Genomic DNA, 14,474 nt, shown 5'->3' with positions numbered 1-14,474 from the left:
TCAGGCGCCCCTGACCTGTGGGCGGCCGCTGTCAGCCCTGATTATCCGCGAATCGCCGCAGACGCTTGGGGTAGCTGAAAACTTTCAGCGACCCCAAGCGTCTGCGGCGATTTCGGCGTTTCCGGCCCTTGCCAGCACGGCTGCCCTGCCACGATCATCGTGGTGGGAGGCGCCGTGGAAGTCATCAACAGCCGGCTGGTCAGCTGGGCCTCGATCCTGGATGACCTGACCCGCGAGCAGGCCCTGACCACCGCGCAGCTGCCCATCATCTACCCGCATCTCGCGCTGATGCCGGACGCCCACCTGGGCCTGGGCGCCACCGTGGGATCCGTCATCCCGACGCTCGGCGCCGTCATCCCCGCCGCCGTGGGCGTTGACATCGGCTGCGGCATGATCGCCGTCCGCACGCAGTATGCCGTCAAGGATCTGCCCAAGGACCGGAAACGGCTGCGGGAAGGAATCGAGCACGCCGTCCCGCTGTCCGCCGGCCACAACAACCGCAAAATCACCGCCACGGCCGAACCGCGCGTGGCCGAATTGCGGCGGAGGGCAGCCAAAGTAGGCTTCGACCCCGCCCAGTACGCCGCGAACTGGACGCTGCAGCTGGGATCGCTGGGCTCGGGCAACCATTTCATCGAGGTGTGCGCGGACGAGGCCGACGCCGTCTGGCTGTTCCTGCATTCCGGTTCCCGCGGCGTCGGCAACAAGCTCGCGCAGCGGCACATCGCCGAGGCCCGCAGCCAGGTCCGGAGCCGGCGCATCGTGGTGCCGCACCCGGACTTGGCTTACCTGACGGAAGGCACACCGGAATTCGACCGCTACATCACGGAACTCCGCTGGGCCCAGCACTTCGCCCTGCTGAACCGCGAGGAGATGATGGACCGGGTGGTCCGGCAGTTTGAAACCTGGGTCGGCGGTCCCGTCCGGGAGGCGGAACGGATCAACTGCCACCACAACTTCACCACGCAGGAAAAGCATTACGGCAAGTCCGTCTGGGTCTCGCGCAAGGGCGCCATCAGGGCCCAGGCCGGGGACCCTGGGCTGATTCCCGGGTCCATGGGCACGGCGTCCTACGTAGTTGTGGGGCTGGGCAACCCCGTGTCCCTGAACTCGTCCCCGCACGGCGCCGGGCGGGAATACTCGAGGAACGCCGCGAGGCGGACCTTCTCCCTCGCCGAGCTGAAGGCCGCCATGCACGGGATCGAATTCCGTCCCAGCGAGGCCTTCATCGACGAGATCCCGGCGGCGTACAAACCCATTGACCAGGTGATGCGCGATTCCGCGGACCTGGTCAAAATACGGCACAAGCTCCGGCAGCTCGTCAACGTTAAGGGCGATTAATCCGCACCCAATCCGTGGAACGGCCCGGATGGCGGCCCGCATGTGACGTTGCATGAACGCGCGTGACCCCGGGTTTCCGGACCGTTGATCCGTGTTCCGGACAGTCCCTATGGTGAAGCAATGACAACTACGGATCGGCTCTCCAACAGCCCCCGCGATGCGTTCCGGGGGCGATGTCGCCGGCGCTGACCACCCGCCCGGCTTCCCCGCACGCCCCCACGAACAGGACTTCGCGCATGTCATCCCCAACGAACAACCCCAACCCCGGCCAGACCCCCAGCCAGGCCACCTCCGGCCCCACGCCCGGCACCACCCGGATCGTCGCCGGGGAATCTGCCAAGCCCAAGCGCAAGCGCACTCTGGAGATCAGCCTCGCCGCCGGCCTCGCGCTGCTGATCGGCGCCGGTGCCGCCGTCGCGTCCACGGTGTCCCGCAACAACGAAGCCGCGCCCGTGGCCGCCGCCGCGGCCAACACCGCCGCCGCCGAACTCAGGCTCGGCTACTTCGGCAACATCACACACGCCCCGGCCCTCGTCGGCACCAGCCAGGGCCTGATCGCGAAGAGCCTCGGCGAGACCAAACTCAGCACCCAGGTCTTCAACGCCGGCCCCGCCGCGATCGAGGCCCTCAACGCCGGCGCCATTGACGCCACCTACATCGGCCCCAACCCGGCGATCAACTCCTACGTCAAGAGCAAAGGCGAATCGATCAGCATCATCGCCGGCGCGGCCTCCGGCGGGGCGCAGCTGGTGGTCAAACCCGAAATCGGCTCGGCCGCTGACCTCAAGGGCAAGAAGCTCGCGACCCCGCAGCTCGGCGGCACCCAGGACGTGGCACTGCGCGCCTGGCTCGGCAAGCAGGGCTACCAGACCAGTACTGACGGCAGCGGCGACGTCGCCATCAACCCCACCGAGAACGCCCAGACCCTGAAACTCTTCCAGGATGGCAAGCTCGACGGCGCGTGGCTGCCCGAGCCCTGGGCCTCCCGCCTCGTCCTCCAGGCCGGCGCGAAGGTCCTCGTCGACGAAAAGGACCTGTGGGAAAAGGGCGAGTTCATCACCACCGTCCTCATTGTCAACAAGAAGTTCGCCGCGGAACACCCGGCCACCGTCGCCGCGCTGCTGAAGGGCCACGTTGAATCGGTGGACTGGCTCAACGCCGCCCCCGCCGCGGAGAAGTCCACGGTCCTCAATGCCGCACTCAAGGAATCCGCCGGCGCCGCCCTGCCGGCCGATGTGATTGAACGTTCGCTCAAGAACATCGTCTACACCGTCGACCCGCTCGCCGGAACCTACAAGAAGCTCCTCCAGGACGGTGTCGACGCCGGCACCACCACCCAGGCCGACATCAACGGCATCTTCGACCTCACGGCGCTGAACAGCGTCTTGGGCGAGGGCGCCACCGGGACCAGGGTCTCAGCGCAGGGCCTCGGCCAGGACTAGCCAGTTCGAGCCTCCAGCCCGCCAACAGAAGTAAGGACGTGACCATGCCAGTCGTACTGGAAAACCTGGGCAAGCGTTTCGGCGACGGCGCCCCGGTGCTGGACGACGTCAACGCCACCATCGGGCAGGGCGAGTTCGTCGCCCTGCTCGGTGCCTCCGGCTGCGGCAAGTCCACCTTGCTGAACATCATGGCGGGACTGGAGGCCCCGACGTCGGGCGCCCTGGAGGTGCCAAGCGACGGCGCCGCGTTTATGTTCCAGGACGCCGCGCTGTTCCCCTGGCTGACCGCGCGGGAGAACATCGAGCTGGCCCTGAAGCTGCGCGGCGTCGGGAAGGCGGAGCGCCGGGTCAAGGCGGGTGAGTTGCTGGACCTCGTGCACCTGGGCGGCGCGGGGGACAAACGCCCGCACGAGCTCTCCGGCGGGATGCGCCAGCGCGTGGCGCTGGCCCGCTCGCTCGCCCAGGACCGGCAATTGCTGCTGATGGACGAGCCGTTCGCGGCACTGGACGCGATCACGCGCGACCTGCTGCATGACGAGCTGGAACGGATCTGGAAGGAAACCGGCCGCACGATCGTCTTTGTCACCCACAACGTCCGCGAAGCCGTCCGGCTGGGCCAGCGCGTGCTGCTGCTCTCGTCCCGGCCCGGCCGCGTCGTGCGGGAATGGCACGTCAGCGAAGAGCACCGCACCGACGCCGGACTGGCTGGGCATCTCACCGGCGAAATCACCGCCCGGCTACGCGAGGAGATCCGCCGCCATGCCAAGTAAGTTCCTCTGGGGCTCCGCCCCCGATGCCGCCCCCGCCCCTTCGCCGGATCGCATTCGTCCTGCGGACGAAGCGGCCGGCTCCGACAGGCCCGATGCCACTCCCGGGGCGGCATCGGGGGCGGTGCCCGATACCCGCCACATCACCGCGGCTTTGACCCGGTCCTCGTCCGGTCCGGCCGACCTCCGCGAGCTCGAGGCGGGACTGGACTCGCTGCAGTCCGACGCCGGGCGCAAGGCCCGGGTCGACTGGAGCCGGATCCTGCTGCCTGTTGCGGCCCTGGCGGTGCTGCTGATCATCTGGCAGCTCTATGTGTCGATGGGGTTCAAACGGCAGGACCTGGTGCCCGGCCCGCTGGATGTGCTGGCTCAATTCGGGAATCTCTGGGCCGAGGGCAAACTGCAGGAGGCCGTCTGGACGTCGCTGCAGCGCGGGCTGGTCGGCTTCCTGATCAGCGTGGCCATCGCGACCCCGGTCGGACTCCTGCTCGCCCAGGTCGCCCCGCTGCGCCGCGCCTTCGGGCCGCTGATCTCCGGGCTGCAGGTGCTGCCATCCGTGGCCTGGGTACCCGCCGCCATCATCTGGTTCGGGCTCACCGACGCCACCGTGTACTTTGTGGTGTTCATGGGCGCCATCCCCTCGATCATCAACGGGCTGATCTCCGGTGTGGACCAGATCCCGCCGCAGTACCGCAGCGTCGGGAAAGTCCTGGGCGCGTCGCGGCTCCAACTGGCACTGCAGATCATCCTGCCCGCCGCCCTGCCGGGGTACCTGGGCGGACTCAAGCAGGGCTGGGCCTTCTCCTGGCGCTCGCTGATGGCCGCCGAAATCATCGCCGTTGGCGGCTCCATCGGCTTCGGTCTTGGCTCGCTGCTGGACCAGGGCCGGGTGCTCTCCGACATGACCATCGTGATGGCAGCGATCCTGCTGATCCTCGCCGTCGGCATCCTGATCGAACTGCTCGTTTTCGCCCCGATCGAAAAGCGCCTGCTCCGCCGTCGTGGTCTCCTCGCCGGAAGCACCCGCTAACCACGCGCGCAACCCGGCACCGGGCCCCGAAGGCGACTTCCGCCGTCGGGGCCCGCTGCTTCTGGCAGACTGGCGGCATGACCGTGAGCTTCGTCTGCCGCACCGAATCCGTTCTGCCCAGGGAACAGCTGTTCGACCGGGCGCGCAACATCGACGCACATGTCGACACGATGGCGGCGTCGGGAGAGCGTGCCGTTGCCGGGGTGACTGCAGGACTCATCGGTGCCGGTGAGGAAGTGACCTGGCGGGCCCGGCACTTCGGCGTTCCCCTGACCATGACCAGCCGCGTGACCCGCCTCGACTACCCCGCGTCGTTCGTGGATGACAAGTGAAGGGCCCCTTCAAGGCGTTCCGCCATGTCCACGAGTTCGCGGCCACCGGCGCAGGGTCGGTGATGACGGACCGGATTGAGTTCACGGCACCCTTCGGACCCCTGGGCTGGCTGGCCGAGCGGGTCATCCTGCGCCGCTATCTGGAACGCCTTATTGCCGGGCGCGGGGTGCTTCTGGGGACGCCTTGTCCGGACCCCGGGACGGGCCTACACTCGCGGCTATAGGCCGGTATGCGGCCGTTCCAGACCAATTCTGAGGAGACAGCCGTGGCGCCAAAATACGGAGTGCTGGCACTGGTCGAAGCCAAACCGGGGAAGGAACAGGATGTCTGGGACTTCCTCAAGGGCGGCCGCGAGATCGTTCTGGCTGAGCCCGGCACCCGGACCTGGTACGCCTTCCGGGTCAACGAGAACACGTTCGGCATCTTCGACACCTTCGACACCGAGGAGGACCGGCAGGCCCACCTCGACGGTGCCATCCCCGCGGCCCTGGGCCAGTACGGGCCGGAGCTGCTCGCCCAGGACCCCGACATCAAACTCATCGAGCTCGTCGCGGTGAAATAGGCGCGATTAAATAGGCGCGGTGAAATAGGCGCCGGGCGCCCCCGGGAGCGCGCCGGAACCGAGACAAGTATGTGACGTGGCGTTACCCTGCGTGAACGGGTGTTTCCGAACCGTTGTCCCGCCATATGAGGCCGCCCTATCGTCGATGCATGGCAATTCAGGACATTTACCCCACGGCGCTGCGCCTCCTCGGCCGCGCCGTGCTGGTCGTCGGCGGCGGCCCGGTCGCCGCACGCCGCGCCAAAGGACTGCTCGACGCCGGCGCCCGCGTCACCGTCGTGGCGCCGCAGGCCTGCCCCGCCCTCACCGGGCTCGCCGGCGCCGGGCTGCTCACCTGGGAGCCCCGCACCTACCGCCCGGCCGACGTCGACGGCGTCTGGTTCGTGCAGACCGCCACCGGCGATTCGGCGGTGGACGCCCAGGTTGCGGCCGACGCCGAGGCACAGCGCATCTGGTGCGTCAACGCCTCCGACCACGAAGCCTCCGCCGCCTGGACGCCCGCCGTCGCCGTCGTGGATGACGTCAAAATTGCCGTGAACGCCGGGGGAGACCCGCGCCGCGCCATGGCCCTGCGCGACGCCGTCGCCACCGCCTTGGAAACCGGGGACCTGCCGCTGCGCCGGCAACGCGCAACCACCACCGCCGGGACCGTGGCCCTCGTCGGCGGCGGACCCGGCGACACCGGACTCATCACCGTCCGCGGCCGTCGGCTCCTGGGGCAGGCCGACGTCGTCGTCGCTGACCGCCTCGGCCCCCGCGACCTCCTGGCCGAGCTGGCCCCCGACGTCCGCGTGATCGAGGTCGGCAAGACCCCCGGCCACCACCCCGTCCCGCAGTCCGAGATCAACCGCATCCTCGTCGACGAAGCCCTGCAGGGCCACCGGGTGGTCCGGCTCAAGGGCGGCGACCCGTACGTCCTGGGCCGCGGCGGCGAGGAAGCCGAGTTCTGCCGGCAGCACGGCGTCGAGGTTGAAGTGGTTTCCGGCGTCACCTCGGCCATCTCGGTCCCGGCCGCCGCCGGCATCCCGGTCACGCACCGCGGGCTGGCCAAGGGCTTCAGCGTGGTCACCGGCCACGAGGAGCTCGCCGAAGTCCCCGCCCGGGCCGACCACACCGTGATCCTGCTCATGGGCGTAGGCCAGTTGCGCGATTCCGCGGCCTCGCTGGGACGCGCCGGTTTGCCAGCGGAGACGCCTGTTGGCATCGTAGAGAATGGTTATCTGCCGAACCAGCGGGTGACCATCGGAACGCTCGGGACCATCGCGGACCAGGCGGAGGCCGCAGGCGTCGCGAACCCCGCGGTGATCGTGATCGGCGACGTGGTCCGCGTCAGCCCGTTCGCGCCGTCGCACTTCAAGACCGCAGACTACGGCACCACCACCCCGAACGCCCCCCGAACACCCCGCACCACCAGCACCACCAAGACCCGCGTACTGACCCCCTAGCCCCACCCAACTAGCTCGCATTAGAAGCCGTTTTGAGCCCTCATAACGGCCTTAACTGCGAGTCAGTTGGGCCGTGACAGAAAAAAGGAACACAGCCGTGTCAACGAACACCCCTGCAGGAACTGCTGCCCGCCCGCTGCGCATCGCCGTCGTCGGCTCCGGACCCGCCGGTGTGTACGCCGCGGACATCCTGACCAAGAGTGAGGCCGTCAAGAGCGGCGAGCTCACCGTGAGTATCGACCTCTTCGACCGCTACCCGGCGCCCTACGGCCTGATCCGGTACGGCGTCGCCCCGGACCACCCGCGCATCAAGGGGATCGTCAACGCCCTGCACAAGGTCCTGGACCGCGGCGACATCCGCTTCTTCGGCAACGTCGACTATGGCACGGACCTCTCGCTCGAGGACCTCCGCACCCACTACGACGCCGTCATCTTCGCCACCGGCGCCATCAAGGACGCGGACCTGAACATCCCCGGCATTGAACTCGAGGGCTCCTACGGCGGCGCCGATTTCGTCTCCTGGTACGACGGCCACCCGGACGTCTCCCGCGAATGGCCCCTGGACGCCAAGGAAATCGCCGTGATCGGCAACGGCAACGTCGCCCTGGACGTGGCCCGGATGCTGTCCAAGCACGCCGATGACCTCCTGGTCTCCGAAATCCCGGACAACGTCTACGCCGGCCTGAAGGACTCCCCGGTCACCGACGTGCACGTCTTCGGCCGCCGCGGCCCGGCCCAGGTCAAGTTCACCCCGCTGGAGCTGCGCGAACTCTCGCACTCCAAGGACGTCGACATCATCCTCTACGCCGAGGACTTTGAGTTCGACGCCGAATCGGACCGGCAGATCCAGAGCAACAACCAGACCAAGACCATGGTGGGCACGCTCACCAACTGGATCGCCGAGCAGCCCGAGGACCTCGCCGAGCTCACGGCCTCCCGCCGCCTGCACCTGCACTTCCTGCACAGCCCGGTCGAGGTGTACGACGGCGCCGAAGCCCCCGGCCGCGTCGCGGGCATCAAGTTCGAGCGCACCGAACTGGACGGCACCGGCAACGCCCGCGGCACCGGGGAATTCGTCGACTACCCGGTCCAGGCCGTGTACCGCGCCATCGGCTACTTCGGCTCCTCGCTGCCCGAGGTCGAGTTCGACCACAGCAAGGGTGTGGTGCCGAACGACGGCGGCCGCGTCCTGGACGCTTCCGGCACCCACGTGCCGGGCATCTACGCCACGGGCTGGATCAAGCGCGGCCCGGTCGGGCTGATCGGCCACACCAAGGGCGACGCCCTCGAAACCGTGACCTACCTGCTCGAGGACCGCGACAAGCTGCCGCTGGCGGCGGCACCGGCGCCGGAGACGATCGTCGAACTGCTGGAAAACCGCGGCGTGGAGTACACCAGCTGGGAAGGCTGGCTGGCCCTGGACGCGCACGAGCGGTCGCTCGGCGAGAAGGCGAGCGTCGACGCCGGCAGCGTCCAGCGCGAACGCATCAAGGTGGTCCCGCGCGAGGCCATGGTCCAGATCTCCCGCGACGGAGTGGCCGCGGAGGTCTGATCCGCCCACCACGACACACCAACAACGCGGGGTCACATCGCGCCCATCCCGGATTATGGGCGCGAAGTGATCCCGCGTTGGTTGCTTTGCGGGGAAACCCGGGCGGTAGTCAGTAGGCTTACCGTCATGGATGAGCAGCAGATTCCCGGAACCGGCCGATGAGGCTCCGTCAGAGCAACGCGTCCGGCCGCGGCTACCGCCGGGTCACGGCCGGGACCGGGTTCAGCTACAAGGACCTGGACGGATCGACCCTGCCGCCCGGGCCGGTGCGTGAACGGCTCGAAAGCATCGGCATCCCGCCGGCGTGGACGGACGTCTGGATCGCACCCTACGACAACGGGCACATCCAGGCCACCGGGCTCGACGCCGTCGGCCGGCGCCAGTACATTTACCACCCGAGCTGGCGCGAGCGGAAGGACCGGTTGAAGTTCGACCGCTCCCTCCAGCTCGCCGAAACCCTGCCCGCCGCGCGCCGGCTCGTCACCCTGGACCTGCGCTCCGAGGGCCTCACCCGGGAGCGGGTGCTGGCTGCCGCCTTCAGGATGCTGGACAGCGGCTCGCTGCGGGTCGGCTCCGAGCGCTACACGAACGAAAACGGCAGCCACGGCCTCGCCACGCTGCTCTGCGCCCACGTGGCGGTCCGCAAGGATGAGCTCCGGCTCAGCTTCCCGGCCAAGAGCGGCAAAACCTGGGAGTCACGGATCGACGACGCCGACCTCGCCGCCGTCGTGCGCCAGCTCAAGCGCCGCGGCGGTAACGCCCGCCTGCTGGCGTACAAGGAGGGCCGGCGCTGGCACCCGGTCTCCAGCGCGGAGATTAACCAGTACGTCAAGGAGCGCACCGGCCAGGACTTTACCGCCAAGGATTTCCGCACCCTGCGCGGAACGTGCGCGGCGGCGGCCAGCCTGGCGCGGAGCGGGCCGCAGCCCAAGGTGTTCGCCCGCAAACGCGCGGTGAGCCGCGCCATGCTGGACGCGTCCGCCGTGCTGGGCAACACGCCGTCGATCGCCCGGAAGAGCTATGTGGATCCCCGGATCCTGGACCACTTCGCCGCGGGGGAGACCATCGACCCGAAGCGGGTGGACTCCGCGGAATCCGAGGTCCGGGCCCTGCTGTACCGCGAGGGCGACGTGGTCCCGTTGCGGAAGGCCGCGGCGGACCGGAAAGCCGCAGGGTAGCGGAGAGCCTCCCAGGCAAGACTTCCAGCGCCTCGGGCGCCGGCAGCGTCGGCCCTATTGCCGGATCCACTCCGCGCAGGAGTTCAGGTTCCGGTGCACGCTCCCGACGGCGGCCGTTTCGTCGTGCGCGGCGATGGCGTCGACGAGTTCGTCGTGGCCTTCGAGCGGGAGGCCGTTGAAACCGCCGCGGCGCTGCTGCCGGAGAAGATCGGCGTGGAATACGACGCCGAAGCTGATGTACAGCTCGTGCAGCAGCGGATTTCCGGAGGCCTGCGCCACCAGGGCATGGAAGTCCCAGTCCGCCCGGGCCCAGCCGGCGTAGTCCTCGGACTGCCACGCGGTACGGCGCGTCTCCAGCAGCGCGCGCATCGCATCGACGTCGTCGGCGGTGGCGTGGCGGGCGGCGAGCCGGGCCGCCTGGGTGTCCAGCGCGACCCGGACCTCCAGGATATGAATCTGCGAGTGGTCCTGGTACATCCGCTGGGCGGCGCCGGAAATCTCGCTGGTGGCGCGGACGTAGGTGCCGTCCCCGCGCCGGACTTCCAGCATGCCGCTGTGGGCCAGGGCCTTCACGGCCTCGCGGAGGGTGCCCCGCGAGACGCCAAGGATGGCCATGAGTTCGGGTTCGGCCGGGATCCGCTGCTGCAGCGGCCACTCGCCCGAGTGGATCAGCTCGCGCAGCTTGGCGGTGATTTCCTCCACCAGCGGCGGCCGGTGCGACGTCGTGAGGGTCATGACTGCTCCTGGGATATTGCGGGCTGCGAGGCAGTGCGCCCGGATTCTGCGGGCCGGGGTGGCTTTGGCCGGGCGCTCAGCAGATGTCCGACGACGATCTGGCCCAGGGCGACGGCGAGCAGCAGGATCAACGGCAGCGTCCAGGATCCGGTGGCGCTGTGCAGCAGCCCCATGCCGAACGGGCCAATCGTCGCCAGCAGGTAGCCCGCGGACTGCGCGACCGTGGACAGGGCGGTGGTTTCGGCGGTGCTGCGGCCGCTGCGGCTGATCATCACCATCACAAGCGGGAAGATGCCGAGGCCGATGCCGAGCAGCACCGCTGTCAGCGGGGCCAGGGAAACCGGCAGGACAAGCATCGCGAGGACCCCCGCGGCCATCGTGACCGTGGCCAGGTAGAACGCGGTGCGCCGCATCCGGGGGCGTGAGCCGATCGCGACCAGCACCATGCCGGCCGGGACCGAGACGAGCTGCATCAGGCCGAACATCAGCCCGCCCTCGGCGGCCGAGACGCCCAGCGTGACCAGCATGTAGGGATACCAGCTGAGCACGGCGTAGGCCAACAGGGCCTGAACCGTGAAGCCGAGCGTAATCAGCACGCCGGTCCGGGTCCGCAGCAGCGGCCAGGGCGAGACCCGGCCGGCCTTGACCGCGGGCGCATTGCGGTGCGCGTGCAGGGCGATCGGCAGGAAACCGAGGCAGGCGCCCAGCGCCAGGAAACCGATCGCTCCGACGCCGGCGGAGGGCGAGCCGAGCTGCTGCGCCACGGGGACGATCAGCACGGCGACGGCGGTGGCTCCCGTCGTCATGGTCACCGTGTACAGCGCCGTCATCAGCGAGGTCCGGTGCGCGAAATGGACCCTGATGAAGGACGGCATCGCCACGTTGCAGATCGCCAGCCCGGACATCCCGACGACGCTGCCGGCCAGCAGCATGCCGGTGGACGGGATCCCGCGGACCAGCAGCCCGGCCGCGAGCAGCACGAGGGAGAACAGGATGGCCTTCTCGAGCCCGAGCTGGCGGGTGAGCCAGGACGTCGCGGCGCCGGCCACGGCAAAACACAGGGTGGGAATCGAGGGAATGATGGCGGCGACCAGCGGCCCGTAGCCCAGGACTTCCTGCAGGTCGTGCAGGAGCGCGGCGGCGCCGGTGATGCCGGCGCGCAAGTTGAGGCCGATCAGCACGAGCGCGACGACACCGGCGATGATCACGCCGCGCGGTGTGCGCACGACGGCGGAGGGTGCTGTCTGGGGAGGGGCGGACGCCGCCGTGCTGCTAGCCATACCTAAAGGTTAGACGTTTGATGTTTGAGCGCAAGGCTTTAGTGGGGAATGTCTCGGCCGGTTAAGTGGGGTCAGTGCGCGTGCCGGGCCCGCAGGATGATCTTGAACAGTTCGCCGAGGAGCAGCAGCACCACGGCCGCAACCAGGCATGCCAGCCACTGCTCGCCGGTGAGTGCCACGGTGCCGAACAGGTCCTGCAGCACCCGCATCTGGGTGATCAGCATCGAGCCGAAGATGGCCCACGCGAACGCCCAGAGCAGCTTCGGGTTGGAGATGGTGGAGGGCCCGAAGGCGCTCTCGGTGGGGTAGCGCAGGTTGAGGGCGACGGCGATGTTCATCAGCCCCAGACCCACGATGGCCATACTCTGGCCGATCTCGAGGGAGCCGTAGGTGGTCTTGCCGATCTGCACGAGGACCAGCGTTGCCGCCGCCATGTACAGCCCGACGACGAACAGCCGCACCATCATCGACCTGACGATGATCGGTTGGTTGAAGGGCCGGGGCTTGCGGTCCATGATGCCCGGCGTCGCGAGGTCCAGGCCCATCACGGCGCCGATCGGCGCGACGATCGCCATGTGGATCCACAGCACCTGGGCCGGGCTGAGCAGCGCCGTGCCGGCGATCGCGAAGGCCGTGGACCCGATGAACGCGAGGATGAACATATACAGGTTGGCGACCTGGATCCGGATGAACTTCTGCAGGTTGTCGTACACCAGCCGGCCCTGCTCGACCGCGGTCACGATGGTGGCGAAATTGTCGTCCGCCAGGATCATCTTGGCCGCCCCCTTGGCGACGTCAGTGCCCGTGATGCCCATCGCGATCCCGATGTCGGCCGCTGCGATGGCAGGCGCGTCGTTCACGCCGTCGCCGGTCATCGCGACGATGTTGCCCTTGCGCCTGAGCACCTCGACCAGCCGGACCTTGTGCTCGGGGGCCACCCGGGCGATCACGCCGATCCCGTCCACCTGGCTGTCGGCCTCCGCGTCGCTCATCGCCGCGAACTCGGCACCGGTGACCGCACGGCCCCGGATGCCCAGTTCGTCCGCGATCGCGGCCGCGGTGATGGCGTGGTCGCCGGTGATCATCCGGACCCGGATGCCGGCGTGCTTGGCCTTGGCGATGGCGGCCACGGCCTCGGCCCGCGGCGGGTCCACCTCGCCGATGAGCGCACAAATCTCCAGGTCCTTCATCAGCTCCATGAGGTCGCCCGAGGGCTGGAACGTCGCCGGGTCGAACTCGCGCTGCGCCAGGGCGAGCACCCGCCGGCCCTGGCTGGCGATGCGCTCGTTCGCGGCGAGCACTTTCGCCCGCATCTCCTCGGTGAGCGGCTCGGCCCGGCCGCCCGGGAACCGCCCGGACGACGACCGGTCGAGCACGACGTCGGGCGCGCCCTTCACGTAGGCGCGGATCACGGGCTTGCCGTCGGCACCTGGCATCCGGTGGAAGGTGGCCATGAACTTGTAGTCGGAGTCGAAGGGTACCGACGCCACCCGCGGGTTGTTCCGGCGGAACTCCCTGACGTCCACACCGCCCTTCTGCGCGAGCACGTACAGCGCCGCCTCGGTGGGGTCCCCGATGACCTCGCCGTCCTCGATATCCGAGTCGTTGCACAGCGCGCACGGGTACATCACATAGTCCAGGTCACGCTCGGCGTCGCCGGTGGTCCGCTGGACCTGCCCGTCGAAGCTGTAGCCCTCGCCGCTGACCGTGTAGTGGTGCTGCACGGTCACGAACTCCCGCACCGTCATCTGGTTCAGGGTGAGGGTGCCGGTCTTGTCCGAGTTGATCGCCGACGTGGAGCCCAGTGTCTCGACGGCGGGAAGGACCTTCATGATGGCGTTTTTCTTGGCCATGTTGACCGAGCCGACGGACAGGATGGTGGTGACGACGGCGGGCAGCGCATCCGGGATGGAACCGACGGCCAGCGCCACACCGATCCCGAAGAGCACCGCGAAGGACTCGCCCTGGGCCAGGCCCATCACCACGATCGCGACAAAGGCGAAGAGGGCGGCGATGATGATAAAGATGGTGAGGCGGTCCACCTGCTTGGTGAGCGGGGTCTTCTCCACTTTCTGCCCGGACAGCATGTGGGCGATGTGGCCGACCTCCGAGCCCATGCCGGTGGTGGTGACGAGGATCTCGCCGTGGCCGCGCGTCACGTTGGTGTTCATAAACGCCATGTTGACGCGGTCCCCGATGCCGACGTCGTGCCGGCCGATGACGGCGGTGTCCTTCTCGACTGCGACGCTTTCGCCGGTCAGGGCGCCCTCCTCGATCTGGAGCGTCGCCGCCAGGATGACCCTGCCGTCGGCGGGGACCCGGTCACCGGCATCGACCACCACAATGTCGCCGGGCACGATCTGCTCGGCGGGGACCTCCGCCATGTCGCCGTCGCGCCGCACTTTGGCCATCGATTTCATCATCTGCCCCAGGGAGGCTGCGGCCGCTTCGGCCTTGCCCTCCTGGTGGTAGCCCAGCCATGCGTTGAACAGTGTCAGGATGGCGAGCCCGATCGCGGTCCCGTATTCCTCGATCAACAGGCTGACCAGTGCGGCGACCACGAGCACGATCTGCATGTAGTCCTTGTAGTGCTTGAAGAACCGTTTCCAGACCGGCTCCTGCTTCGGGGCGGCCAGGGCGTTCGGTCCGTACTCCTGCAGCCTCTGCTGCGCCTCGGCCGCGCTTAACCCGCGGGCCGGATCAACACCCAGCCGGCCCGCGACCTCCCCGGGCGGGAGCGTGTACCACGTCGCGTCCGCCTCGGCTTCGGCCACCTCTTCTGCTGCACCGGACTTGTCGTTCATGGCTT

The 14,474-nt window shown here is 68.7% G+C and carries 13 protein-coding genes; 10 read left to right on the top strand and 3 right to left on the bottom strand.

What is annotated here, in order from left to right; all coding sequences use genetic code 11:
* Window positions 1-174: 174 nt before the first annotated feature.
* The 10 genes from J2X01_RS11960 to J2X01_RS11920 all read left to right on the top strand — a co-directional run bounded on the left by J2X01_RS11960 (window position 175) and on the right by J2X01_RS11920 (window position 9,650).
* Window positions 175-1,341 (top strand): RtcB family protein, encoded by a 1,167-nt coding sequence (locus J2X01_RS11960; protein WP_310057332.1) that lies wholly within the window; start codon window positions 175-177, stop codon window positions 1,339-1,341.
* 236 nt (window positions 1,342-1,577) lie between these two features.
* Complete coding sequence (locus tag J2X01_RS11955; protein ID WP_310057329.1) at window positions 1,578-2,783, top strand: ABC transporter substrate-binding protein; 1,206 nt, start codon at window positions 1,578-1,580, stop codon at window positions 2,781-2,783.
* A gap of 44 nt (window positions 2,784-2,827) precedes the next feature.
* On the top strand, window positions 2,828-3,553 hold the full coding sequence (locus J2X01_RS11950; RefSeq protein ID WP_310057327.1) for an ABC transporter ATP-binding protein: 726 nt from the start codon (window positions 2,828-2,830) through the stop codon (window positions 3,551-3,553).
* Window positions 3,543-4,580 carry an ABC transporter permease gene (locus J2X01_RS11945; protein ID WP_310057325.1) on the top strand — a complete coding sequence of 346 codons (1,038 nt, stop codon included), beginning with the start codon at window positions 3,543-3,545 and terminating at the stop codon, window positions 4,578-4,580. Before J2X01_RS11950 ends, J2X01_RS11945 begins: the two co-directional genes overlap by 11 nt.
* 77 nt (window positions 4,581-4,657) lie before the next feature.
* A complete protein-coding gene (locus J2X01_RS22020; protein WP_374724967.1) occupies window positions 4,658-4,912 on the top strand; it encodes an SRPBCC family protein in 255 nt (84 codons plus the stop codon).
* Entirely contained in the window at window positions 4,909-5,136 is a 228-nt protein-coding gene (locus tag J2X01_RS22015; protein WP_374724966.1) for a hypothetical protein, read from the top strand. The genes J2X01_RS22020 and J2X01_RS22015 overlap by 4 nt, the downstream gene beginning before the upstream one ends.
* 42 nt (window positions 5,137-5,178) lie before the next feature.
* Entirely contained in the window at window positions 5,179-5,475 is a 297-nt protein-coding gene (locus J2X01_RS11935; RefSeq protein ID WP_310057322.1) for a putative quinol monooxygenase, read from the top strand.
* A 149-nt stretch (window positions 5,476-5,624) separates the two neighbouring features.
* Window positions 5,625-6,920 (top strand): uroporphyrinogen-III C-methyltransferase, encoded by a 1,296-nt coding sequence (gene cobA / locus J2X01_RS11930; protein ID WP_310057320.1) that lies wholly within the window; start codon window positions 5,625-5,627, stop codon window positions 6,918-6,920.
* Between the two features lie 97 nt (window positions 6,921-7,017).
* Window positions 7,018-8,472 carry an FAD-dependent oxidoreductase gene (locus tag J2X01_RS11925; RefSeq protein ID WP_310057317.1) on the top strand — a complete coding sequence of 485 codons (1,455 nt, stop codon included), beginning with the start codon at window positions 7,018-7,020 and terminating at the stop codon, window positions 8,470-8,472.
* A gap of 158 nt (window positions 8,473-8,630) precedes the next feature.
* Window positions 8,631-9,650: a DNA topoisomerase IB gene (locus tag J2X01_RS11920; protein ID WP_310057314.1), complete on the top strand. Its 1,020-nt coding sequence runs from the start codon at window positions 8,631-8,633 to the stop codon at window positions 9,648-9,650.
* A gap of 54 nt (window positions 9,651-9,704) precedes the next feature.
* Here J2X01_RS11920 and J2X01_RS11915 read toward each other — a convergent pair whose 3' ends face one another.
* The 3 genes from J2X01_RS11915 to J2X01_RS11905 all read right to left on the bottom strand — a co-directional run bounded on the left by J2X01_RS11915 (window position 9,705) and on the right by J2X01_RS11905 (window position 14,469).
* Window positions 9,705-10,385 carry a FadR/GntR family transcriptional regulator gene (locus J2X01_RS11915; RefSeq protein ID WP_310057311.1) on the bottom strand — a complete coding sequence of 227 codons (681 nt, stop codon included), beginning with the start codon at window positions 10,383-10,385 and terminating at the stop codon, window positions 9,705-9,707.
* The gene (locus J2X01_RS11910) at window positions 10,382-11,665 is read right to left on the bottom strand and encodes an MFS transporter (protein ID WP_310057308.1); all 1,284 of its coding nucleotides are present in this window, start codon (window positions 11,663-11,665) and stop codon (window positions 10,382-10,384) included. The genes J2X01_RS11915 and J2X01_RS11910 overlap by 4 nt, the downstream gene beginning before the upstream one ends.
* Window positions 11,666-11,736: 71 nt before the next feature.
* The gene (locus J2X01_RS11905; protein ID WP_310057305.1) at window positions 11,737-14,469 is read right to left on the bottom strand and encodes a cation-translocating P-type ATPase; all 2,733 of its coding nucleotides are present in this window, start codon (window positions 14,467-14,469) and stop codon (window positions 11,737-11,739) included.
* Window positions 14,470-14,474 lie beyond the last annotated feature (5 nt).

Origin of the sequence: Arthrobacter ginsengisoli (assembly GCF_031456935.1) — a bacterium.
GTDB classification, from domain to species: domain Bacteria; phylum Actinomycetota; class Actinomycetes; order Actinomycetales; family Micrococcaceae; genus Arthrobacter; species Arthrobacter ginsengisoli.
The sequence above is the reverse complement of the archived record's forward strand: the minus strand, read 5'-3'. Positions and strand labels throughout refer to the sequence as shown.

Bases quoted from the DNA above. Each gene is read 5' to 3' on its own strand.
- J2X01_RS11955 (WP_310057329.1), top strand. From the start codon at position 1,578: ATGTCATCCCCAACGAACAACCCCAACCCCGGCCAGACCCCCAGCCAG.
- J2X01_RS11950 (WP_310057327.1), top strand. From the start codon at position 2,828: ATGCCAGTCGTACTGGAAAACCTGGGCAAGCGTTTCGGCGACGGCGCC.
- J2X01_RS11945 (WP_310057325.1), top strand. From the start codon at position 3,543: ATGCCAAGTAAGTTCCTCTGGGGCTCCGCCCCCGATGCCGCCCCCGCC.
- J2X01_RS22020 (WP_374724967.1), top strand. From the start codon at position 4,658: ATGACCGTGAGCTTCGTCTGCCGCACCGAATCCGTTCTGCCCAGGGAA.
- cobA (WP_310057320.1), top strand. From the start codon at position 5,625: ATGGCAATTCAGGACATTTACCCCACGGCGCTGCGCCTCCTCGGCCGC.
- J2X01_RS11920 (WP_310057314.1), top strand. From the start codon at position 8,631: ATGAGGCTCCGTCAGAGCAACGCGTCCGGCCGCGGCTACCGCCGGGTC.
- J2X01_RS11915 (WP_310057311.1), bottom strand. From the start codon at position 10,385: ATGACCCTCACGACGTCGCACCGGCCGCCGCTGGTGGAGGAAATCACC.
- J2X01_RS11910 (WP_310057308.1), bottom strand. From the start codon at position 11,665: ATGGCTAGCAGCACGGCGGCGTCCGCCCCTCCCCAGACAGCACCCTCC.
- J2X01_RS11905 (WP_310057305.1), bottom strand. From the start codon at position 14,469: ATGAACGACAAGTCCGGTGCAGCAGAAGAGGTGGCCGAAGCCGAGGCG.